Genomic DNA, 20,278 nt, shown 5'->3' with positions numbered 1-20,278 from the left:
CCCACTCCGGGTACCATGGGAAAGAACAGAATAATCAAAGCAATAAGCAGTGTCGTGAAACCACCTACGGGTGGTTTTTTGTTTTTGTACTCCATGTTTACCATTGTTTCGCCTTTCAGCTTCGCCATAAAAAGAGGGCATTACTGCCCCCCAACGACCGGAACAACAGAAATTCTTCGATTATATCTCGCTGTTTGTGAGGCGTTTTTATGACCTGAAATTTCTTGTTTCTCACTCAGCGTACCTTCAAGATCCGAAATCCCTTTGGCTTTTAGATCATGGAAAGTGAACTGGAAATCTAGGTCTGGATATTTCTCAGCAGCAAGTTTTTTTGTCTTCATCCATTTGTAGTGGTCAACTAAAACTGGCCACCGTTTTAGAGTTTTTCCAGTATCGGTTTTTCGATTCGTTTGGTGGTAACCCACCGTTATACTCGTGCGGCCTGAGCGCGCTGTAATATCTAACGATATAGTCCGTTATTGCGTGAGCTGCATCGCCGAAGCTTATGTAACCAGTCACTGGTACCCACTCATTCTTCAGGCTCCGGAAGAAGCGTTCCATTGGGCTATTATCCCAGCAGTTCCCACGCCGGCTCATACTTTGCTTGATCCGGTATCGCCACAGTAACTGTTGGTACTGCCGGCTCGTATAATGACTGCCCTGATCGCTGTGGAACATCACTCCGGCTGGCTTGCCACGCGTTTCCCATGCCATTTCCAGCGCTTTCATGGAGAGTCTGGTGTCTGGTGAGAACGACATTGCCCAGCCCACTGGCTTTCTCGCGAACAGGTCGAGAACAACGGCGAGGTACGCCCAGCGTTTGCCTGTCCAGATATATGTTACGTCGCCGCACCATATCTGATTTGGCTCCGTCACTGCGAACTGTCGTTCAAGGTAATTTGGGATAGCTATGTGCTCATGACCGCCACGTTTATAGCGGTAAGTTGGTTGCTGGCAACTGACCAGTCCCAGTTCTTTTATGAGTCTGCCAGCAAGCCTGCGCCCCATCTGATAGCCTCTCTGTGTCGCCATGGCGGCGTTGCTCCTGGCCCCGGCCGAACCGTGGCTGATGCTATGCAACTCAAGCACCTGGCTTCGTAATACTGTTCGTCTGCCGTCTGGTTTTTCAGGACGGTTTTCCAGTATTTGTAGCTACTACGATGAACCCCGAACACATGGCAGAGAGTGGCTACAGGATAACGCGCCCTGAGTTTCCCGATTATCGAGAACTGTTCAGGGAGTCTGACATCAAGAGCGCGGTAGCCTTTTTTTAATATTTCATTCTTCATTTCAATACGTTGTAGCTTTTTCCTGAGCTCACGGATTTCAATTTGTTCAGGGGTAATGGGGGAGGCTTTTGGTGTTTTTCCCTGTCGCTCATCACGCAACTGCTTCACCCATCGCGTCATAGTGGAAAGGCCGACATCCATAGCGCTGGCTGCATCTGTAACGGTGTAGTTCTGGTCAAGGACCAGTTGAGCGGATTCGCGTTTAAATTCTGCGCTGAAACTTCTTCTTTTCATTGGAGCACCTGTAATGTTCTGAGGTGAGCATATCACCTCTGTTCAGGTGGCCAAATTCAGTGTGCCACTACATAGAGATGCTTCAGAAGGTGACAAATGCAGGAAAAAGTTACTTCCTTCTTACCGATGGTCTGGCATCTGTAGCAAGGGAAGGTGTGAAAACGTGGACGGGAATAATCAGCCCACAGGAGATGACTGATCCGCTTCAGACGGCTTTCGTTGCTCCGTCAGCAGATGACTATGATGGTGTGGATGTCACATATATCAACGGCACTACATGGGCTGAAGAGACGGTGCAGTGCAGAACATCAGATAACCCAACTCCGGTAAAGACTGAGGACTATACGCTTGATGGTATTCTTGATCAGGACCGTGCTTATCAGATAGGTATGCGAAGACCGATGAAGTATCGACAGCAACGTCTGACTCACACCACCACAACGGAAATGGATGCTCTCTGTTATAACGTTGGCGACAGAATTGTTTTTACAGACGATATTCCTGGAAGCAAAACAGTCAGCACGCTGATTGAAGATATGAGATCAAGTAGTGGTGTGACGACGATTGCAGTGTCAGAACCCCTTGACTGGACATTCAATAATCCTCGCGTATTAATCCGCTATCAGGATTGTTCAGCGTCTTGTTTACTGACCGCTATGAAAGTGGGTGATTATGAATTATCTGTTCCTGAACAAGCAGAACTCATTAACATCATAATGAACGACCCAGCAATTGAACCTCCGCGCCTGATATTTTGCGAGTCATCTTGCGTTGGATACAGCGCGTTAATTTCAGAGATTGCACCACAATCTGACGGTACATGTCAGGTAACTGCCAAAGAATACCGCGATTCATTCTACCAGTACGACAATGCCACATACCCAGGCAATGTAGCTTAATCAATATCAAATCAACCTGCCGAGGCGAGTTGTTTCTTTTATGAGGCCCATATGACCACTTATAACACCGACAATCCGCTGGGGTCTGCTGCTGCAAAAGATTTATACTATAACGCTCAGAACTTTGATCATCTGTCGAATGATCTTGAAAATGAGATGTGGCCTGACCGATTTGGGAAGAGCAGGTTAACTTGGCATGGAATGGAAAAAAGATACCAGGAAAAGCTGGTGTCTATGGGGTGGAATCTGATTGATTAATTTCAGGATGGAACTACGTTAACGACGGCAGATCAGGCATTGCGTTGGAAATTACCTGATGGGGATGGAGGGTATTACCGCTGGGATGGCTCTCTGCCTAAAACAGTCCCTGCCGGTTCTACACCAGATTCAACAGGTGGTGTTGGCACTGGCGCATGGGTTGGAGTTGGTGATGCCTCTCTTAGATCTGATCTAACAAAATATGGTGCAACAGTTGACCAGATAGCGCATCGGATTACGACACTGAAATCGTTTGAAGAGTTTGGTGCGATTGGAGATGGGGTTACTAATGATACAGCCTCGATGCTGGCAGCGCTGGAATGGCTGAAAAATGTCCCTTTCGGTAAAGTGGTTGGCAGACCTGGAGCTAATTATCTAATCACACAAAGCCTCGTCATGAAATTTGACGGCTCATACACTCAGGATGTAACGTCAACTCGCTATCTGGATTTTACTGGGACAGTGATTGTGGCAGGCGCCGATAATATCACTTGCATTCGCATGAGCCATGATTTCTGCCATATCATCAATCCTGTAGTAATTAACCCAAATTACTATTCCGACGTTATCGCCTACGCTATTGCACCAGAAAACGAATCTCAGACTACCATACGCGTGTCACAGCAATTCTGTGTAATGGAGAATCCACGAGCACGGGGAACTAAGATAGGCCTTAAGTTTAAACCAGGGCCTACAGTTGGTGGTAGTAATAGCGGTTCGTATTACCACTCAATTATGAACCCCAACTTTGAGCGTGTAGACTGCGGGTTTTATTTCGAACGTAGTGTAAGCGGAGATAATAATACCCGCATTCATATCTACAACCCACACCACGCCACTGGTAACTGCTCTTTCTGGATTGAGTCTACCGACACCTTGCATGTGTTTGGTGGTCATTCAGAGAATATCACTACTGGCACATGGCCCGCTGACGTTCCGTGCGCAGTGCGTATAGTGAAGACTGTGAGCAGTGATACTTCAGTGGCTGGTAATATTCACTTCCGTGGATTCTTTGGCGAGTTGTGTACGCGTCCATATCAGATTGATCTTAACGTTGGAACCTATGAAAATCACTTTGACTGGTCATGGGTATATCTAACCGAGAGCGCACAGCGTCAAGGCGCTAACAGTTACGAAAGCATATCCCAGTTTGACGGAGTTCTTGTTAGCTCAAACATGGACCCCGACCTGAAAAACATTACTGGGTGCCGTAGGCGTTCTAGTGGTAAAGGGGCGCTTATTATTCAGCCTGACGACTCGTCGCCAGCTGAATTTTATTCCGACACAAAATGGAAATTTACCTCTCCGGTAGTTGAGGCACCAGTACAGGATTTACGCAACAATAACAGTGGCATTCAGATTCTTGGGGCTACTGATGCCGGGATTTTAGTGACTACTACCACCGGTACTAAAGGTGCAACCCTTTCCAGCTATGATGGTAAAACATCATCCAGAAACCCAAATGGCGACCTTAAGATTGGTGGATACAATGGATTCATGCCTGATACAGACAATGCGACCGTATTAGGCTATACATCACATAGATGGTCTGTTGTCTATGCCGCAACGGGAACAATAAGCACCTTTGATGAAACACTGAAGGTAAAAACCCCTGCAACAAACGAGAGTGCGGAAAGGGAAGCGGCTAATGAAATTCGCAAGAATATTATTCGCTATAAGTTTACTGACGCTATAGAACTTAAGGGAGAAGAGTCTGCACGAGCCCACTTCGGTGTTGGTGCGCAAACTGTTGGTTCTATCCTGACAAAGCACGGACTTAAACCAGAGAATTACGCATTCTGGTGCAAGGACGAATGGGAAGCGCCTTCTTAAATAATCATTAATCCAGAAACGTTAGAAGAAGTTGTAACAGTTAAACCAGCAGGCGTAAGGTACGGAATACGCTATGATGAGCTTATTATGTTCTTATTGATGTATGCGTAAATTGCATAGTTATGGAGTTACATGTACAATACTGCAAAATTTTTTTTGGGTTATTAACATGAACGCCTTTTTGCTTTTTGTTGCGATATTTAGTGTTATAATCGACTTAGCTTCACCATTATCTGTGTATGGCACTCAGCTTATCATTTTTCCACTCTGTTGCATTCTGCTGTACATAAATAGCGGTGCAAAGATTTGCTACCAGTCTGTTATATTTGTAATTTCGTTAATAACTGTAATTTTTATAAGTGCATTTATTCATGTCAATATCTCAACGCACACAGAGATACTGATATATCAATCTTTAAAAATAAGTATTTGGTTATTTTCTGCCATGTTGTTATATCATGCTGCTGTAAATGTCATGGAGCATATAATATTTAAAGCTGTAAGTGCTGCTCTGGTTCTTTATGTGACGTGCCTGGTTTTGCAGGTTATCTTCTATAGTCTGCATGGGACAATTATAGATTACTCGACTATGATAGGCGGGGAACCGTCAAGAAATATGATGAGTGGAGTAGGATTTAGACCTACTGGATTGACCGCTGAGCCTAGTGTGTATTGTGGAATTACGGCATGGCTTATTTCTTTAAGATATGCCATAAATAAAAAAACAGACACACTATTTATATTATCATGCATGTCTATGCTATTAACTTTATCTTTTGTTGGTGCATTTTTATGTTTTGGTATTCTTTTGATAGGGATGCTCAGAGTTAGAATGATAATACCTGTTATGGGATTTGCTTTCATAGGATACTTGGTTCTAATTGACAGAATAAATGAAAGAGTATCTCTTTTTCTTTCTGGTGCAGATGGAAGTAATAATGTAAAAATAGATACAATAACTAACTTTATGGCTAATCCTGACATATACACCTATGGTTACGGATTTGTTGGCAAATCAATATCAGCACCATCATTTTATGAATCATTATATGATATGACTATCTTTGGTAATTTATTTACCATCTTTGGGATTCCTTTTGGAATCATTTCATTAATTGCATTCATTACTTTTGTTATTAGAATTAATCTTTCCAAAAGGGCAAAGATTATGCTGTTAATTTCATCATTGAAAATAAGCTTGCCATTCTTTGCTATTTTCTATCTCGCTATATCTCTATTTCTAGTAATTGCCAAAAATAACAAATGTAAATCATGATTTAGAACATGACATTACCACCCTTGATTTCATGTCTGGTGATTGTATGTTGATACTATAATCACCAGAAAATGATTCTGTTAAAGTTAAAAATGAATCCGATCCGTTAATCCGATAATCCTTAGAACTCGACTCGTTAATAAAACCACGAATTAAAATAGCACTATTGCCATTGAATTCAATGGCAGATGTGTTGTTTGTATCTATGATTAATGAATTTTTCCCACAATTTAAATTAATTATATTCGCACCTACAGGTAACGAAATAAAAGAAATCAGAAAAGGAGATGGTATCCTTAGAATTATACTTTCCTTTAGCTTGTCCGAACATTTGATGCTACCATGACCAACGCCAACGCGTTGGAATAAAGGTATAAAGTGTAGCACCAAGCGAAGATTAGATCGACTTCCGTGATATGAAAGAATTGGTTCAACCATGCTCTGCATCATCATTCGACAAGAGCTAAAGCCGCATGAACTAAATTCATACCCATTCCAAACACAAAGCGCATTTAGGTTGACTTCTTCGTATTTGCCGCTTGATCGCTAAAACATACTGCGTAAATAAACAGTATCCATCGGATGTGCATCATGGGCTTTCCTTCATCTGCGACATACTACATTGAATACGCCTGTGCCCGACAGTTATCTGTAGGATTGAGGCTGATAGCCACGTTCTTGAAACGGACATAGATTTTACAGTAATCGAACCAGTGAGTACAAAGAGACAAGGTGACGTGCTTTTGATCCTATGTGATGGCCATACACAGTCTGCAAAACTTATTAGTAGGGCGCTTCTCTCTGATGATGGTGAAGCGATAGAAGGTTCTGCACTGTAATAAGTTGAAGTTTTGGGAAGAATGACGTTCTTTTTCAACCGAGTGAAAGATGATGGTTGCCAGACAATTTAGAGATTTATACGTTCAGATTTCTTCTAAAAAAATTTCGCCATTGTGGCTTTTTGATAATCACAACCAGTTGATTAGTCAGATCTAAATTTAATGAGTTAATGGCGAAAAATAAACGTATGTATCTGATAATTATAGATAACACAAGGGATTTAAAATCCCTCGGCGTTCGCGCTGTGTGGGTTCAAGTCCCACTCCGGGTACCATGGGAAAGAACAGAATAATCAAAGCAATAAGCAGTGTCGTGAAACCACCTACGGGTGGTTTTTTTGTGCCTGTTTTTTACAAGCATAGATACTTTGCGTCAAGCAGCCTGCCAGAAACGTAAACTGCCTTCTATATACTCACTATTGCTAATCAATCTATCGCCGAATCGGCGCGTTAAACATAAAGCCCCCTCGGGCAGGGTTGTTGATAAACCCATCGCGGGCGGGATTATAGTTGTGGTCCTGGAAACCATTCATCAGGATGGGATCGCCAAAGCCATCCTGTATCGCCAGCTGTCTGTGGATTCGGTTTCGTGCCCTGAACGTGAAAACAAAATCATCCGTCCCGCCAATGATGATCACGCCATTACCAGCTCGAAGTGCCTCGCTCAACTCTTGCTCTCTGACAGCCTGGTTTTGTAACGCGCTGGCTGTGGCAGACGATGACGCCAGCAGCAGTAATATGAGAACGGCGCATGAAAATACCGATGGCAGTTTCATGATTAATACCTATAAAAAGCATGGCTATTAAAGTATAGCTTTATGTTGTCATCTTAACTGAAAAGAAAACCAATAATCTAAACCTGCTATCCATACTGTGTTTAAAAGTCCGGAAGAGTAGTGCTGCGCAGTTAAGAACTATAATAAAAACAGCCAACAGGTGATTACTTCTTTTTGCTGGCAATGCTGATTCAGGGGGCTGCTATGAGCATTTCATCTTTTCCGATAGTTATGTTCGCAGCATTGCTCACCCTTAGTGGTGCAGCATATTCGGTGGAAAAAAAGGATATCTTTTCGCAGAATGCCAGGGCTACGGATCCCATCGCATTTTCTCAACAGTCATTTAATAACCTGACGTCTTATCAGGTCATGATGCGCTCCTCGTCGCCATCCGATGAAAGCAAAATTATTCGCTATAGCTTTCAAAAGCCTGGGTACGTGCGGATGGATTTTACCCAACCACATTCAGGTGCGGTGCTTATTTTTAATCCTGTCAGCGGTAAAGTGACGTTATGGCCATTTGGTGTGGGTTCGTTGCCCATTTTGCACCTGTCGCCTACTAATTCATTGATCCAGGATGAGCGCGGTCATCGGGTGAATCGTTCTGATATCGGCGTGTTGTTGGGCAATATTCGTCATCTGCAACGCGAAGGGATAACAACCACAGTTGGTAATGAAAACCTTGCAGGACGGGCGACGACGCGCGTATCTGTGGTTGGGCCAGGAACAATGGCGGTTGATGGAGTACATCGTTATGATGTCTGGCTCGATAATTATCATGGACTCCCTGCCAAAGTGATCAGCTATGCGCCAGATGGGCAGCGATTAGAAACCGTGCTTCTGGATGCAATGGTCATTAACATCCGTTTTCCCGCCAATTTCTTCTCGCCTTGAGGGAGTCTGTATTATGGCTAACTATCGGTTTTCCACCGTCTGGCGGGTTGAGGCTTCAATTCAGGAGGTATGGGATGTTTTTTCTCATCCCGATCAGTGGCCAGAATGGTGGGAAAGTCTGGAACGCATCGTTGAGATTAAAAAAGGTGATATACAGGGCATTGGGGCGCTGCATCGTTATACCTGGAAAGGAGCGCTTCCTTATCGCTTAACCTTTGATATCAACGTGTTGAATATTCTGCCCTGCTCGCTGCTTGAGGGGCAAGCCAGCGGGGCGGTTGAAGGGCGAGGCGTGTGGTCTTTTTCTGCCAGTGGCGCAGAAACTATCGTCAGATATGACTGGAATGTGCGTACCACGATCCGCTGGATGAATTACCTGGCTCCGCTGGCGGCACCCGTTTTTCGCTGGAACCACGATATGGTTATGCGCGAAGGGGCAAGAGGGTTAGCCCGCAAACTGGCAACGAATGTCTATATTTTCTGAACTCGCCCTCACGGCTGTACTTTTTGCCTGTCTATGGCTTACTATCTGTCGCGCAGTTTCTTATTTCATTCACAGTTAACAGGTCTGTTATTGATGAATAACCTCCATCGGCTCACCTTTTTATGTCAGCGTCTGTCTGCTGTGATGATCGCATACGGTTTTTACCTTCTTAGCCGTAGCTCAACTCTTACAACATGGACAGACAGCAATGCAACGTCGACAATTTCTCAAAAATAGCGTTCTCCTTTCCGCCGCCGGTTTAGTCGGTCCTGCGGTTATTAGCCAGACGGTTCATGCCGCTGAGCCATCCGTTGCGCCAGTCGCGCGTCGGCGCTTTGTGTTATCCCAGACGTATAAACTTAACCCTCCTAAGGGGTCGAACGGCGTGGTAAAACTGTGGATCCCGCTTCCGGTAGATACCGCGTTTCAACAAATGACGGCGCTTACCTTTAGCGGAAACTACAAGCATGCGTACGTTACCACTAATAATACTTATGGCGCGAAAACGCTGTTCGCCACCTGGCCTGACTCGCAGGGCGAACTGTTGATTAACGTTGATATCGACATTGAAACCGCCGACTGGGAGCCGCTGAAGCAGGACGCGCTGAAAACCTGGCAAGCGCCGGAGCAGATTATTTATCCGCTTGATGTAAAACCGTACCTGCTACCGACGACACATACCCCAGTTGATGGGCTGGTTCTGGAAACCGCGCGTAAAATTACCGGTAATGAGCAGGATCCGCTGAAAAAAGCACGCCTGATTTACGAGTGGGTGAGTAGCCATATGGAGCGCGATAATGACGTTATTGGCTGCGGCACGGGGGATGTGGCGGAGATCTTAAAAAGCGGTAAGCTCAAAGGAAAATGCACCGACATGAGCTCCGTTTTTGTTGCTCTGGCACGGGCCAGCGGCATTCCGGCGCGCGAACTGTTTGGCATCCGTCTGGGCAAAGCCAATAAACTCGAACGTTACTCGAAAAGCGCTTTTGGCAAAGCAGACAGTGCAGGCGTCGCCGATGTGAGCGGCGGGCAACATTGCCGAGCCGAATTCTATCTGGCCGGTTACGGCTGGTTACCGTGCGATCCTGCTGATGTGACCAAAATGCGTCTGGCAGAGAAAAAGTCGCATCAGGACGCCGATGTCCAGGCGGTAAACACTTACCTGTTTGGTAACTGGGAAATGAACTGGGTTGGATTTAACTACGGGCGTGATTTCGAGCTGTATCCAGCAACGGAACAGGGAGCCATGAACAACTTTGGCTATCCTTACGCTGAAGTCGATGGTGACCCGATCAATTTCTATGATCCTAAAGCGTTCTCCTACAGCTATGTCGCCACAGAACAACGCTAAAGGGGCGGGGCTCACCCTGTTGACGGCCGCTGCGGCTGCTGTCACCGCGGGCTTATGCTGCGTTGGACCGCTGCTCTATCTGTTGTTTGGTATTTCGGCGGCGAGCTTTGCTGTTTTCACCCAGTTTGAGTTTTTGCGAATTCCCCTGATGCTGGTGTCATTGGGCTTATTACTGCGCGTCTTCTGGCGGCTCTATTTTTCCAGGCGGCTGTGGTGCTCCGGATGGTTAACGTTGAAGCAAGTGCGCATTCTCTACTGGTGCGCGCTGGCGTTTATTTTGCCGGTGCTATTTTATCCAACGCTCGTTGCCTGGTTTTATGAGGTATTTGAATGAAAATCTTCACATTAGTTGCATGCTTGTTGCTGCCGCTGTGGGCTCAGGCGGCCAATCAAAAAGTGGTGCTGGATATACAAAATATGACCTGCTCGCTGTGCGTTATTTCGGTCAATCAGGCTCTACGTGAAACCGACGGTGTGATTAAAGCAAAATCCTCCCTAAAAACCCGACAAGCAGAAGCGATTGTGCCAGAAGGTTTCCCAACCGATACTTTACTTAACGCGGTAGCGAAAACGGGCTATACCGCAACGCTCAACCGTATTGAACAACAGTAAACCACCTTCGGGTGGTTTTATTGTGTTTTCCCGGTATGATGCCCGGCGGCTTAGTGTTCTCTTTTGTGCGTTAACTTCCGGAATTCCCCTCGTTTCCTGTTAACCTGAACAGGCGGCAGCTATATGCCGCATATGCCCATTTTTATCTGTTATCCCTCCAGCCATGTAGGATGATCACAGGCAAGATTTTTTGACTAAGGAAAAAGCGTTATGAAAACGGGACCATTAAACGAGAGCGAACTGGAATGGCTGGATGATGTACTGACTAAGTACAATACAGACAAGGCTATTCTGGATGTGTCAGAACTGGATGGTTTGCTGACGGCGGTGCTGAGTTCACCGTATGAAATTGAACCAGAGCAGTGGCTGGTCGCAATTTGGGGCGGCGCGCAGTATGTCCCTCGCTGGTCCTCCGAAAAAGAAATGACGCGTTTCATGAACCTGGCGTTTCAACATATGGCGGATACGGCCGATCGTCTGGATGAATACCCTGAGCAGTTTGAGCCGCTGTTTGGTTTGCGTGAAATTGACGAGCATGAACTGACCATTGTTGAAGAGTGGTGCTTTGGTTATATGCGTGGCGTCGCACTGTCAGACTGGTCCGCGTTACCGGACACGTTAAAACCAGCACTTGAAGCTATTGCGCTGCACGGCACGGAAGAGAACTTTGCGGTGGTTGAGAAACTAACGCCGGAAGCGTTTGAAGAGAGCGTCGATGCCATCCGCCTGGCAGCGCTGGACCTGCATGCTTACTGGATGGCGCATCCTCAGGAAACGCCGGTCAAAGTACCGGTGAAAGTGGATGCCAAAGTAGGGCGCAATGACCCTTGCCCATGTGGCAGCGGCAAGAAATATAAGCAGTGCTGTTTGCATTAACAGAAAGGGGCGAAAGCCCCTTTGTTTTAACCCACTTCTGGTAGTAATCCTGCTGCAATAGAAAACTGTACTGCTATCACCACAATGCCGCACAAAAATACCAGCGCCAGCGCCGGAGCACCGCCTGCTACGCGGTAGTTGGCCTGCGGATTTTGTTTTCTGCTCTGCCAGGCCAGCATCGAGGGAATGAGCAGCGCCAGCACCGCCAGGGCAACGCCCGCATACCCTAATGCCATGACAAAACCACGCGGATAGAACAGCGCGAATGCCAGCGGCGGCAGGAATGTCACCGCGCCGGTTTGCATTCTTCCCGCTACGGTATTGCGGCGCTGGAAGAGGTCGGCCAGGTAGTCAAATAATCCCAATGCAACGCCGAGGAAAGAGGTTGCCAGTGCGAGGTCAGCAAACAGATGCACCGCCAGTTCGACGTGCGGCGAAGCCACGACTTCACGCAATGCCTGCAATAAGCCGTTTAAGCCTGCGTGATTGGCTAAAAGCCCCATGAATGTTGTCGAGTTAATGCTACCAAGCGTCGCCAGTTGCCAGAAGATATAGGCGACCAGAGGAATGGCGCTACCCGTAATAAACACCCAACGCAGTTTACGGATGTTACCGTTCATATAGCTGACGATACTGGGAACACTGCCGTGAAAACCGAACGAGGTGAAGATGACCGGGATTGCGGAGAGCGCCAACCCCTGTTGCAGCGGCAGCGTAAGCAGGTTCACTTTATGAATATGCGGCATTAACAGAGCCAGCATCGCCACCAGGAAGATTATCTTGGCACTGAATAGCAGACGGTTGAACAGATCGACCAGCGAGGTCCCAACACAAACCACGCCACCGGCAACAAAGGTGAACAGCAGTACGCCTGTTGTCGGGGATATATTTGTTCCGGTCCAGTCGCTGATGCTGGAGGCCAGCAGTTCACCTGCACCACTGATGTACGCCGCCGTCAGAGCATACATTAAAAACATCATGCTAAAGCCCGTTACCCATTGTCCGTAACGACCAAGATAACGTTTTGCCAGCGTACCCAGCCCGGTGTCTGCCGGGACATGTTGATACACTTCAAGCAGCAGCAGCGCGGTGTAGCACATCAACGCCCAAAGACTGACTAACAATACCAGCGTGACGCTAAACCCCACGCCTGCCGCAGCCAGTGGCATTGCCAACATACCGGCACCAATCGTGGTTCCCGCCACGATAAAAATACTACCCAGGGTTCTGTTTTTCACGCTTTCCTCTGTCCCAGAGATAATCAATGGTTATATCTGCGGCGCAGATTAAGGCAAAACGCTATTTTCGTCAAATCACCGTTACAATGACTGTACATTAATGTTTACGATGTTGTGATCATTAAGATGTATAACAAATGACATTTATCTGCTGATAAACCTGCGTTAGCGCAAAGCGACGATGTGCGGTTCATATTAGGCTACGGACTTTATTAAGGAGGTATTATGGAATCTATTCACGGTCACGAAGTGCTTAACATGATGATTGAATCTGGTGAGCAGTATTCAAATGCCAGCCTTGAAGCGGCGATTACGGCACGTTTCGGCGAGCAGGCGCGTTTTCACACTTGTTCTGCGGCGGATATGACGGCAGGCGAGTTGGTGGCGTTTTTAGCGGCGAAGGGAAAGTTTATTGCAAAAGAAGACGGCTTCTCTACGCACGAAAGCAAGATCTGCCGTCACTGATTTCAAGGGGTAATGATGGCGGGTTGCCTTCATTACCCTAAAATATTAATTCTGTGTATCAAGCGTAGCCAGTTCTTTGTCGATGAAATAAAGACCTTCGCCGCTTTTTCCTGCCAGCGACAGCTTATCAATAACAGATTTAAATAATTTCTCTTCTTCATGCTGCTCGGCAACATACCATTGCAGGAAATTAAAGGTTGGATAATCCTGGTGGGTCATTGCCGCGTGTGCCAGCTCATTAATTTTCTGGGTGATTAGCTGCTCGTGTTCGTAAGTAACACGGAACAGTTCATCCAGAGAAGCATATTCAGCAAAGGGTGAAGAAACGGTATTAATACGCGGCAAACTGCCGGTATCGGTCAGGTAGTCGAACAGACGCTGCATGTGCGTCATCTCTTCCTGGGCGTGACGGCGCAAAAACGCGGCGGCACCTTCGAAGCTGTGATAGCTGCACCACGCGCTCATCTGTTGGTAGAGCAGAGATGAATATAATTCAAGATTCATTTGCTCATTCAGTTGGTCGATCATTTCTGTTTTCAGCATGGTTCTGCTCCACAAACGTTATTATATATTGACGTGGCGCCACTATAATTTGTTATTTAATTATTTGCAAAAGGTAAAATAATAAATTTATTTATTAAAAATGCGAATGGGAATAAAACGCATTAACGATATTAAACGGAGGATATAAATAATAAAGTGGTAAAAGACCAGCAAAAATGAGCTGGTCGGAAATATTAATAATTGAAAGAAGGCGATTGGGGCACCGCGACACCATGACACTGCCAGGCGAGTGTAATTTTGGTATTTAAGCATAGAGAGCCTGCATACACGCTACAGGTTGACACCGGCTGGCCAAACGCTTCTGCGCTGGCATAGCCCAGGCGCTGACACTCTTTGGTGGCTGTCCCTTGGGTAACGTAGTCATCGGTTCGTGCTGTTTGTAACATGGCCTGATTATAAGTCAGGCGAACCACACCAGTGATGGCGCTGGCTTCGCTGACCTGTGCCTGTTTTGTAATTGTGCATCCTGTCAGCATGAGCGGCAAAAGCGCTAGGATAAAGGTCTTCATGAGATCGCTCTGAAAGTTCGAAGATACACTATCATGGCATACAGAGACCCTCATCAATGGCTTGAATAGCCCGAAGATCACCTGCGATTAATCACAACGAGGTCATTTGCTTGAGGTAATTCTGAACTGTTCAGACAGGAATGTGAGCGCAACTTTGTTTTTTAAAACTAAATTTCATTAAATTTGAAAGTGTGATTGCAAAATAGTAATGTGGCTGAATGTTATGACTTTCAGCGGGCTACCGCAGCGCATTCAGGAGAGTACAGAATGAAAATTGCATTGATGATGGAAAACAGCCAGGCAAGCAAAAACGCCATCATCCATAACGAGCTTAAAGCCGTTGCGGATGAGAAAGGTTTTCCGGTCTATAACGTTGGGATGAGCGACGAAAATGATCATCATCTGACCTACATCCATTTAGGCATTATGGCCAGCATCCTGCTTAATTCCAAAGCTGTAGACTTTGTTGTTACAGGTTGCGGTACGGGCCAGGGGGCAATGATGTCACTGAATATCCATCCGGGTGTGGTGTGTGGCTATTGCCTTGATCCTGCAGATGCGTTCTTGTTCTCTCAGATCAACAACGGCAACGCGCTTTCTCTGGCATTCGCCAAAGGTTTTGGCTGGGGTGCTGAGCTGAATGTGCGCTATATGTTTGAAAAAGCGTTCACCGGGCGTAACGGTGAAGGCTACCCACCGGAGCGTAAAGAGCCGCAGGTGCGTAACGCCGGTATTCTGAATCAGGTGAAAGCGGCTGTGGTAAAAGAAAATTATCTGGACACGCTGCGCGCGATCGATCCTGAACTGGTGAAAACCGCTGTATCAGGCCCGCGCTTCCAGCAGTGCTTCTTTGAAAACTGCCAGGACAAAGCAATCGAAGCGTTTGTACGCGAGGTTATTGGCTAAATCCTGTTGGCCCGGCGGCGTTCACCCTCCGGGCTACCTGTTCTTGTTTGATACTGCGCTTCCTGCATCACGGGTGAGCCGCAGCGTATCCACCATACCTACCAGACAAATAATGGCAATAGCGACAAAGGCCAGCCGGAAACTGATCCCCGGAATATTGCCCAATGCCAGCCTTTCACTGACCACATCACCAATGCGGATGCCAATAGCGGCTAAAGAAATGCCCAATCCCACTGCTAATTGTGTCGCCGTACTGAACAGCGTATTAGCGTAGCTCATTTGTGCCGCGGGGACGTCCGCGAAGGCAAGCGTGCTGACGCCGGTAAACTGAATTGAGCGGAACACACCGCCCAGATACAACACCAGCAAAATAACCCACACGGGGGTCTGCGGCGTAATTAATGCACAGGCCAGCAACGCCAAAACGTTAAGTGCACCGTTAATCAACAGCAGTTTCTTAAAGCCCAGCCAGCGTATCAACGGTGTGGTGGCAGGTTTAATCGTCAGATTGCCGACAAATACCGCCAGTACCAGCGAACCCGCGTGAAAAGCGTTCATGCCAAAACCTACCTGAAACATTAACGGCAGCAGAAACGGCACGGCGCTGATAGAGGCACGAAACAGCGATCCGCCATACATGGTGACGCGAAAAGTAGGGACGTTCATGGCATCAAGGCGAATCATTGGCCAGGCGGTGCGACGAAAATGATGCAGGGCAAACAGAAAGGTCACTGTTCCTAGCGCCAAAAGTCCGGCGGTCAGCCAGCCCTGAGGCTGTTGGGTTCCCAGTAACTCCATGGCATACACCAGGCTCACCATCGCAACAGAGGTTGCGATAAATCCCGTTATATCAAATGGGCGGCGCTCGTCGTCATGAATATCCGGGATAAAACGTAGCGCCAGCGCAATCGCCAGTATTCCGAGCGGTACATTAATGAAGAAGATCCAGCGCCAGTTGGCATAGCTGGTAATGAATCCGCCAAGGGGAGGGCCAATGATGGGCGCGACTAAAGCGGGCCAGGTCAGGGTCGCAATAGCGGTGATCAACTGATGTTTAGGCGTGGTTCGTAATACCGCGAGTCGGCCAACCGGAACCATTAGCGCACCACCTACACCCTGTAAGATTCGCATGGCGACAAAGCTCTCAAGGTTTTCGGACAAACCGCATAAAACCGAGGCGAGAGTAAATATCGCCAGTGCAAGGGTAAACACCTTTCTGGCGCCGAAGCGATCCGCAATCCAGCCGCTGGCGGGGATCAGTACCGCGAGGGTGATCAGATAGGCGCTGATACCTATGTTCAGGTCAACTGCCTGCACGCCAAAACTTTTCGCCATGTCGGGCAGTGCGGTGGCAATCACCGTGCCGTCAATAAACTCCATAAAGAAAGCCCCGGCAACAAGTAATGCAGCCGGGGATAGACCGCGTTTGTTCTCAACCGCTAAATGTTCACTCATGTTGTGCTTGCCATCTCAAAAGAAACTGACTGGAACTATTTTTATTTTCAGCGCATTCGGAAGGCATGCGCGGCTATCGTTTCGTTCGTTGAATGGGTACTATGACGACCTTTCTATAAGGAGCTCACTATGTCCCAAACACTGAATGCCGATCAGGAACTGCTCTCGGACGTTGTTGCCTGTCAGCTGGTTATCAAGCAGATTCTGGATGTTCTTGATGTTATTGCCCCAGTTGAAGTTCGGGAGAAAATGTCCAGCCAGCTGAAAAGCATCGACTTTTCCAGCCATCCTGCAGGTGCCGATCCGGTCACTATGCGCGCAATACAAAAAGCGGTTGCCTTGATCGAGTTGAAATTCACGCCGCAGAATGAATCTCACTAAAATAAACCGTTGTTTCAGGTTTTAGAAAGGTTTTTTTGCGCCTCGCAGAATGAGAGGCGTGAGCGTAGAGAAAATTAAGCACCGGCCGGATAAGGTGCGTCGCATCGTTATCCGGCATTAACACGATGAAAATTGAAGATTAGTGATGTTGATAGTTCACGACGTTCAGCAGGTGCTTATCGGTTTGCGCCATGCACAGTCCCGCACGTTTAGCGCTGCGGACTTCATCAAGAATCGTCTGTAACAGCACGCCATCCTGCTGCTGCTCTTTTTCCAGATCGTGAAGAAAATCAATGGTTGTTGCATCATTCAAGGCTTCTGCTTCATTGGTTAAGCGTGATAGCTTGCTGTAACGCTGTTGGTATTCATCCAGCGTTTTCTGAAACAGTTCTTCAAGGGAAGTTAGTTCATCACCCGGAACATCGATAGCCTTGACGATAGGGTTAGCCCCGGCACTTTTCATAAAATTAAACATACGCATCATTTGAGTCACGTTACCTTGCGCCTGGGTGCGTAGAAAGGTTGCGGTGCCAGTCAGGCTGTGTTCGTAGCACCATTCACTGAGATGCAGGTAAAGATTCGATGCGTAGAACTCGAGGTTCATTTGTGTGTTGAGTTTATGAACAATTCCAACTGCAGCCATATCAATATCCTTATTTCCAGAAAGGGGGATGTACGTTACTAACGTCAGTGCAACGGGCTGCCGCTACACGTCACCTCTACGTACAATTAAAACTGTTAGCAGAATAAATCCGTTCCGCCGGTCCTTTAGTGATCACGAATTATATTCGCTCCCGATCGAGATTCAGCATAACTCCAGTCCCGACATAAGAAAATCCTTAAATCTGCGTATTTATGATTTTTTACATATTGTCATAGCAATATTAGTGATTTTTCCGCTTGTGCATATAAATGCTGTGAATATAACAGATTGATATTTATAGCATTAAAGTGAAATTTTGATAATGAAATGATGTTTCATATCACGAAATGGAATTTCACAATCAGGTATTGTCTGTCGCCAGATGATTATCTGGTCTTCGGATGAAGAAATTTCACCATGGACCCGCGTCTGTGAACGCTATCTGCTGGCTAATTTTTTTTGCGCCAGATCAGTTTTGTGGAAATTAATAAAGTTAAGCGCCTGAATGATTCGACATTTATTGTTTGGTGTATTTGGAAAAATCGAGGAGTGTGTATGAAAAAGGTTGCCGTGCTACTGGCACCTGGTTTTGAAGAGGCGGAAGCCATTGTTACCATTGATATTCTGCGCCGCCTGCAGATCGAAGTTGAAACACTGGCCTGCGCCGAGTCCCGGGCGGTGGTGAGCTACCATGACGTGCCGATGGTGACGGACAGCACGCTGGCTGCGCGTCAGACGGATCTTTATGATGCCGTTGTGTTACCCGGCGGGCCGCAGGGCAGCGTTAACCTTGCCGCCAGTGAGGCTGTCATCCAGTTTATCGCTCGCCATGACGAGGCTGGAAAACTCATTTGCCCGGTGTGTTCTGCGGCGGCGCGCGTGCTGGGCGGCAACGGCCTGCTGAAGGGGCGTCGCTACGTGTGTTCGGGGGATCTGTGGCAAAACGTCACGGATGGGGAATATATTGATGCGCCGGTTGTTGAAGATGGCAACCTTATTAGCGGCAAAGGATTAGGGCATATTTTCGATTTTGCTTTCACGCTTTCAGCGCGTCTGCTGGAAGATGACATTCCGGTTCGCGATCACGCTGACCACATTTATTACAGATGGTAATCATTGTGCTCCCGAATGCTTCGGTATTCGGGAACAAGGATTCGTTGGCTGATGTTATGGACTAATCTGCTACCCCTCTTTTTTCCCGTCGACAAAACCGCGTTTTTTTATGTCATTTCCCGCTGAATTTATGTACGCAATTACTGTAATTCTGTGGTGTGATGCCGCTCTCTTATGGAGAATCAATTTCCCGCTAAAAATACTCTCAGCACTGGCATTGATCTTATCAATAAAAGGTAATGCCTTGTTTTACGTCCGAATTACAAAAAATCGTCTGATTTTACCCTACATAAAAGAACGTTAAAGCTGGAGTTAACCATGCACAAATTCACTAAAGCGCTGGCTGCCATCGGTCTGGCGGCCATTATGTCACAATCCGCTATCGCTGAATCCATGAAGCTCGGTTTCCTGGTCAAACAGCCGGAAGAACCGTGGTTCCAGACTGAATGGAAATTTGCCGATAAAGCCGGTAAAGACCTTGGTTTTGAGGTGATTAAAATTGCCGTTCCGGATGGTGAGAAAACCCTTAACGCCATCGACAGCCTGGCTGCAAGTGGAGCAAAAGGGTTTGTGATTTGTACGCCAGATCCAAAACTGGGACCTGCCATTATGGCTAAGGCGCGTGGCTACGATATGAAAGTCATTGCCGTCGACGATCAGTTTGCCAACGCTAAAGGTAAGCCGATGGATACCGTGCCGCTGGTGATGATGGCGGCAACCAAAATTGGTGAGCGCCAGGGCCAGGAGCTGTACAAAGAGATGCAAAAACGCGGTTGGGATGTGAAATCCACCGCCGTAATGGCCATTACCGCCAACGAACTGGATACCGCACGTCGTCGTACTTCTGGTTCAATGGAAGCGCTTAAAGCCGCAGGCTTCCCGGAAAAACAGATTTACCAGGTCCCAACAAAATCGAATGACATCCCCGGCGCATTCGACGCCGCCAACTCCATGCTGGTTCAGCATCCTGAAGTCAAAAACTGGCTGATTGTCGGCATGAACGACAACACCGTGCTGGGTGGCGTACGTGCGACCGAAGGGCAGGGCTTCAAAGCGCCAAACGTGATTGGTATCGGGATCAACGGTGTTGACGCAGTGAGCGAACTGTCCAAAGGCGAAGCGACCGGGTTCTACGGTTCACTGCTGCCAAGCCCGGACGTTCACGGCTACAAATCCAGTGAAATGCTCTACAACTGGGTAACGAAAGGTGCAGAGCCACCGGCATTCACTGAAGTGACAGATGTGGTGCTGATTACCCGCGATAACTTCAAAGAAGAGCTGGCGAAGAAAGGCTTAGGCGGTAAGTAACAGAAATGCTGCGATGTTGTAGGCCGGATAAGGCGAAGCCGCCATCCGGCGCAATGCCCGGTGGCACTGTGCTTA

22 protein-coding genes and 2 pseudogenes are annotated in these 20,278 nt (G+C 47.2%); 15 read left to right on the top strand and 9 right to left on the bottom strand.

What is annotated here, in order from left to right; translation table 11 throughout:
• Positions 1-140: 140 nt before the first annotated feature.
• Both OGY10_RS14105 and OGY10_RS14100 read right to left on the bottom strand, forming a co-directional pair.
• Positions 141-347: pseudogene (locus OGY10_RS14105) on the bottom strand (integrase); the annotation flags it as partial.
• 7 nt (positions 348-354) lie between these two features.
• Positions 355-1,523, bottom strand: a protein-coding gene (locus tag OGY10_RS14100; protein WP_286576922.1) for an IS3 family transposase whose coding sequence is annotated in 2 segments (ribosomal slippage) — positions 355-1,136 and positions 1,136-1,523 — 1,170 coding nt in all. Because the reading frame shifts where the segments join, the coding sequence is not laid out codon by codon here.
• A 71-nt stretch (positions 1,524-1,594) separates the two neighbouring features.
• On the opposite strand from OGY10_RS14100, the pseudogene OGY10_RS14095 reads away from it, so the two are divergent.
• The 4 genes and pseudogenes from OGY10_RS14095 to OGY10_RS14080 all read left to right on the top strand — a co-directional run.
• Positions 1,595-2,422: pseudogene (locus OGY10_RS14095) on the top strand (host specificity factor TipJ family phage tail protein); the annotation flags it as partial.
• Positions 2,423-2,473: 51 nt separating this feature from the next.
• The gene (locus tag OGY10_RS14090; RefSeq protein WP_286576921.1) at positions 2,474-2,680 is read left to right on the top strand and encodes a hypothetical protein; all 207 of its coding nucleotides are present in this window, start codon (positions 2,474-2,476) and stop codon (positions 2,678-2,680) included.
• A 39-nt stretch (positions 2,681-2,719) separates the two neighbouring features.
• A complete protein-coding gene (locus OGY10_RS14085; RefSeq protein WP_249418646.1) occupies positions 2,720-4,513 on the top strand; it encodes a tail fiber/spike domain-containing protein in 1,794 nt (597 codons plus the stop codon).
• Positions 4,514-4,682: 169 nt separating this feature from the next.
• Positions 4,683-5,789 carry a hypothetical protein gene (locus OGY10_RS14080; RefSeq protein ID WP_191227078.1) on the top strand — a complete coding sequence of 369 codons (1,107 nt, stop codon included), beginning with the start codon at positions 4,683-4,685 and terminating at the stop codon, positions 5,787-5,789.
• Here OGY10_RS14080 and OGY10_RS14075 read toward each other — a convergent pair.
• Together OGY10_RS14075 and OGY10_RS14065 are read right to left on the bottom strand one after the other, a co-directional pair.
• Positions 5,784-6,227: a hypothetical protein gene (locus tag OGY10_RS14075; protein WP_191227079.1), complete on the bottom strand. Its 444-nt coding sequence runs from the start codon at positions 6,225-6,227 to the stop codon at positions 5,784-5,786. The genes OGY10_RS14080 and OGY10_RS14075 overlap by 6 nt on opposite strands.
• Positions 6,228-7,059: 832 nt before the next feature.
• Positions 7,060-7,404, bottom strand: coding sequence for a hypothetical protein (locus OGY10_RS14065; protein ID WP_032943821.1), 345 nt, complete (start codon positions 7,402-7,404; stop codon positions 7,060-7,062).
• 204 nt (positions 7,405-7,608) lie between these two features.
• Between OGY10_RS14065 and OGY10_RS14060 the strand changes: the two genes are divergently transcribed.
• The 6 genes from OGY10_RS14060 to OGY10_RS14035 all read left to right on the top strand — a co-directional run bounded on the left by OGY10_RS14060 (position 7,609) and on the right by OGY10_RS14035 (position 11,621).
• The gene (locus tag OGY10_RS14060) at positions 7,609-8,298 is read left to right on the top strand and encodes a LolA family protein (protein ID WP_191227080.1); all 690 of its coding nucleotides are present in this window, start codon (positions 7,609-7,611) and stop codon (positions 8,296-8,298) included.
• A 13-nt stretch (positions 8,299-8,311) separates the two neighbouring features.
• Positions 8,312-8,782, top strand: a complete 471-nt coding sequence (locus OGY10_RS14055; protein WP_003833916.1) for an SRPBCC family protein — start codon at positions 8,312-8,314, stop codon at positions 8,780-8,782.
• A 208-nt stretch (positions 8,783-8,990) separates the two neighbouring features.
• The gene (locus OGY10_RS14050) at positions 8,991-10,133 is read left to right on the top strand and encodes a transglutaminase-like domain-containing protein (protein WP_103014293.1); all 1,143 of its coding nucleotides are present in this window, start codon (positions 8,991-8,993) and stop codon (positions 10,131-10,133) included.
• Positions 10,111-10,467 (top strand): mercuric transporter MerT family protein, encoded by a 357-nt coding sequence (locus OGY10_RS14045; RefSeq protein WP_191227081.1) that lies wholly within the window; start codon positions 10,111-10,113, stop codon positions 10,465-10,467. The genes OGY10_RS14050 and OGY10_RS14045 overlap by 23 nt, the downstream gene beginning before the upstream one ends.
• A complete protein-coding gene (locus OGY10_RS14040; RefSeq protein WP_003833910.1) occupies positions 10,464-10,745 on the top strand; it encodes a heavy-metal-associated domain-containing protein in 282 nt (93 codons plus the stop codon). The genes OGY10_RS14045 and OGY10_RS14040 overlap by 4 nt, the downstream gene beginning before the upstream one ends.
• Before the next feature lie 210 nt (positions 10,746-10,955).
• Entirely contained in the window at positions 10,956-11,621 is a 666-nt protein-coding gene (locus tag OGY10_RS14035; protein ID WP_003034581.1) for a YecA/YgfB family protein, read from the top strand.
• 26 nt (positions 11,622-11,647) lie between these two features.
• On the opposite strand, the gene tyrP is transcribed toward OGY10_RS14035, so the two are convergent.
• A complete protein-coding gene (gene tyrP / locus OGY10_RS14030) occupies positions 11,648-12,859 on the bottom strand; it encodes a tyrosine transporter TyrP (protein ID WP_191227082.1) in 1,212 nt (403 codons plus the stop codon).
• A 225-nt stretch (positions 12,860-13,084) separates the two neighbouring features.
• Here tyrP and OGY10_RS14025 point away from each other — a divergent pair, with 225 nt between their 5' ends.
• Entirely contained in the window at positions 13,085-13,324 is a 240-nt protein-coding gene (locus OGY10_RS14025) for a YecH family metal-binding protein (RefSeq protein WP_003034586.1), read from the top strand.
• A gap of 45 nt (positions 13,325-13,369) precedes the next feature.
• Here the strand turns inward: OGY10_RS14025 and ftnA are convergent, their stop codons facing one another.
• Positions 13,370-13,867 carry a non-heme ferritin gene (ftnA, locus tag OGY10_RS14020; RefSeq protein ID WP_003034588.1) on the bottom strand — a complete coding sequence of 166 codons (498 nt, stop codon included), beginning with the start codon at positions 13,865-13,867 and terminating at the stop codon, positions 13,370-13,372.
• Between the two features lie 194 nt (positions 13,868-14,061).
• A complete protein-coding gene (gene yecR, locus OGY10_RS14015) occupies positions 14,062-14,397 on the bottom strand; it encodes a YecR family lipoprotein (protein WP_008785081.1) in 336 nt (111 codons plus the stop codon).
• Positions 14,398-14,664: 267 nt separating this feature from the next.
• Between yecR and OGY10_RS14010 the strand changes: the two genes are divergently transcribed.
• Positions 14,665-15,303, top strand: a complete 639-nt coding sequence (locus tag OGY10_RS14010; RefSeq protein WP_003034591.1) for an RpiB/LacA/LacB family sugar-phosphate isomerase — start codon at positions 14,665-14,667, stop codon at positions 15,301-15,303.
• 33 nt (positions 15,304-15,336) lie between these two features.
• On the opposite strand, the gene OGY10_RS14005 is transcribed toward OGY10_RS14010, so the two are convergent.
• On the bottom strand, positions 15,337-16,758 hold the full coding sequence (locus OGY10_RS14005) for an MFS transporter (RefSeq protein WP_286576920.1): 1,422 nt from the start codon (positions 16,756-16,758) through the stop codon (positions 15,337-15,339).
• A gap of 129 nt (positions 16,759-16,887) precedes the next feature.
• On the opposite strand from OGY10_RS14005, the gene OGY10_RS14000 reads away from it, so the two are divergent.
• Positions 16,888-17,139: a DUF2766 family protein gene (locus tag OGY10_RS14000; RefSeq protein ID WP_003034595.1), complete on the top strand. Its 252-nt coding sequence runs from the start codon at positions 16,888-16,890 to the stop codon at positions 17,137-17,139.
• Between the two features lie 139 nt (positions 17,140-17,278).
• Here OGY10_RS14000 and OGY10_RS13995 read toward each other — a convergent pair whose 3' ends face one another.
• Positions 17,279-17,782 (bottom strand): non-heme ferritin-like protein, encoded by a 504-nt coding sequence (locus OGY10_RS13995; RefSeq protein ID WP_003034597.1) that lies wholly within the window; start codon positions 17,780-17,782, stop codon positions 17,279-17,281.
• Between the two features lie 555 nt (positions 17,783-18,337).
• Between OGY10_RS13995 and OGY10_RS13990 the strand changes: the two genes are divergently transcribed.
• On the top strand, positions 18,338-18,895 hold the full coding sequence (locus OGY10_RS13990) for a DJ-1/PfpI family protein (RefSeq protein WP_191215661.1): 558 nt from the start codon (positions 18,338-18,340) through the stop codon (positions 18,893-18,895).
• Between the two features lie 318 nt (positions 18,896-19,213).
• A complete protein-coding gene (locus OGY10_RS13985) occupies positions 19,214-20,203 on the top strand; it encodes an arabinose ABC transporter substrate-binding protein (protein WP_003833897.1) in 990 nt (329 codons plus the stop codon).
• The last annotated feature ends 75 nt before the right edge of the window (positions 20,204-20,278 follow it).

It is taken from the genome of Citrobacter sp. Cpo148 (assembly GCF_030332375.1).
Taxonomy (GTDB): domain Bacteria; phylum Pseudomonadota; class Gammaproteobacteria; order Enterobacterales; family Enterobacteriaceae; genus Citrobacter; species Citrobacter portucalensis.
The sequence above is the reverse complement of the archived record's forward strand: the minus strand, read 5'-3'. Positions and strand labels throughout refer to the sequence as shown.

Coding starts and splice junctions, on each gene's coding strand:
- OGY10_RS14090 (WP_286576921.1), top strand. CDS start 2,474: ATGACCACTTATAACACCGACAATCCGCTGGGGTCTGCTGCTGCAAAA.
- OGY10_RS14080 (WP_191227078.1), top strand. CDS start 4,683: ATGAACGCCTTTTTGCTTTTTGTTGCGATATTTAGTGTTATAATCGAC.
- OGY10_RS14075 (WP_191227079.1), bottom strand. CDS start 6,227: ATGGTTGAACCAATTCTTTCATATCACGGAAGTCGATCTAATCTTCGC.
- OGY10_RS14065 (WP_032943821.1), bottom strand. CDS start 7,404: ATGAAACTGCCATCGGTATTTTCATGCGCCGTTCTCATATTACTGCTG.
- OGY10_RS14060 (WP_191227080.1), top strand. CDS start 7,609: ATGAGCATTTCATCTTTTCCGATAGTTATGTTCGCAGCATTGCTCACC.
- OGY10_RS14055 (WP_003833916.1), top strand. CDS start 8,312: ATGGCTAACTATCGGTTTTCCACCGTCTGGCGGGTTGAGGCTTCAATT.
- OGY10_RS14050 (WP_103014293.1), top strand. CDS start 8,991: ATGCAACGTCGACAATTTCTCAAAAATAGCGTTCTCCTTTCCGCCGCC.
- OGY10_RS14045 (WP_191227081.1), top strand. CDS start 10,111: ATGTCGCCACAGAACAACGCTAAAGGGGCGGGGCTCACCCTGTTGACG.
- OGY10_RS14040 (WP_003833910.1), top strand. CDS start 10,464: ATGAAAATCTTCACATTAGTTGCATGCTTGTTGCTGCCGCTGTGGGCT.
- OGY10_RS14035 (WP_003034581.1), top strand. CDS start 10,956: ATGAAAACGGGACCATTAAACGAGAGCGAACTGGAATGGCTGGATGAT.
- OGY10_RS14025 (WP_003034586.1), top strand. CDS start 13,085: ATGGAATCTATTCACGGTCACGAAGTGCTTAACATGATGATTGAATCT.
- ftnA (WP_003034588.1), bottom strand. CDS start 13,867: ATGCTGAAAACAGAAATGATCGACCAACTGAATGAGCAAATGAATCTT.
- yecR (WP_008785081.1), bottom strand. CDS start 14,397: ATGAAGACCTTTATCCTAGCGCTTTTGCCGCTCATGCTGACAGGATGC.
- OGY10_RS14010 (WP_003034591.1), top strand. CDS start 14,665: ATGAAAATTGCATTGATGATGGAAAACAGCCAGGCAAGCAAAAACGCC.
- OGY10_RS14005 (WP_286576920.1), bottom strand. CDS start 16,758: ATGAGTGAACATTTAGCGGTTGAGAACAAACGCGGTCTATCCCCGGCT.
- OGY10_RS14000 (WP_003034595.1), top strand. CDS start 16,888: ATGTCCCAAACACTGAATGCCGATCAGGAACTGCTCTCGGACGTTGTT.
- OGY10_RS13995 (WP_003034597.1), bottom strand. CDS start 17,782: ATGGCTGCAGTTGGAATTGTTCATAAACTCAACACACAAATGAACCTC.
- OGY10_RS13990 (WP_191215661.1), top strand. CDS start 18,338: ATGAAAAAGGTTGCCGTGCTACTGGCACCTGGTTTTGAAGAGGCGGAA.
- OGY10_RS13985 (WP_003833897.1), top strand. CDS start 19,214: ATGCACAAATTCACTAAAGCGCTGGCTGCCATCGGTCTGGCGGCCATT.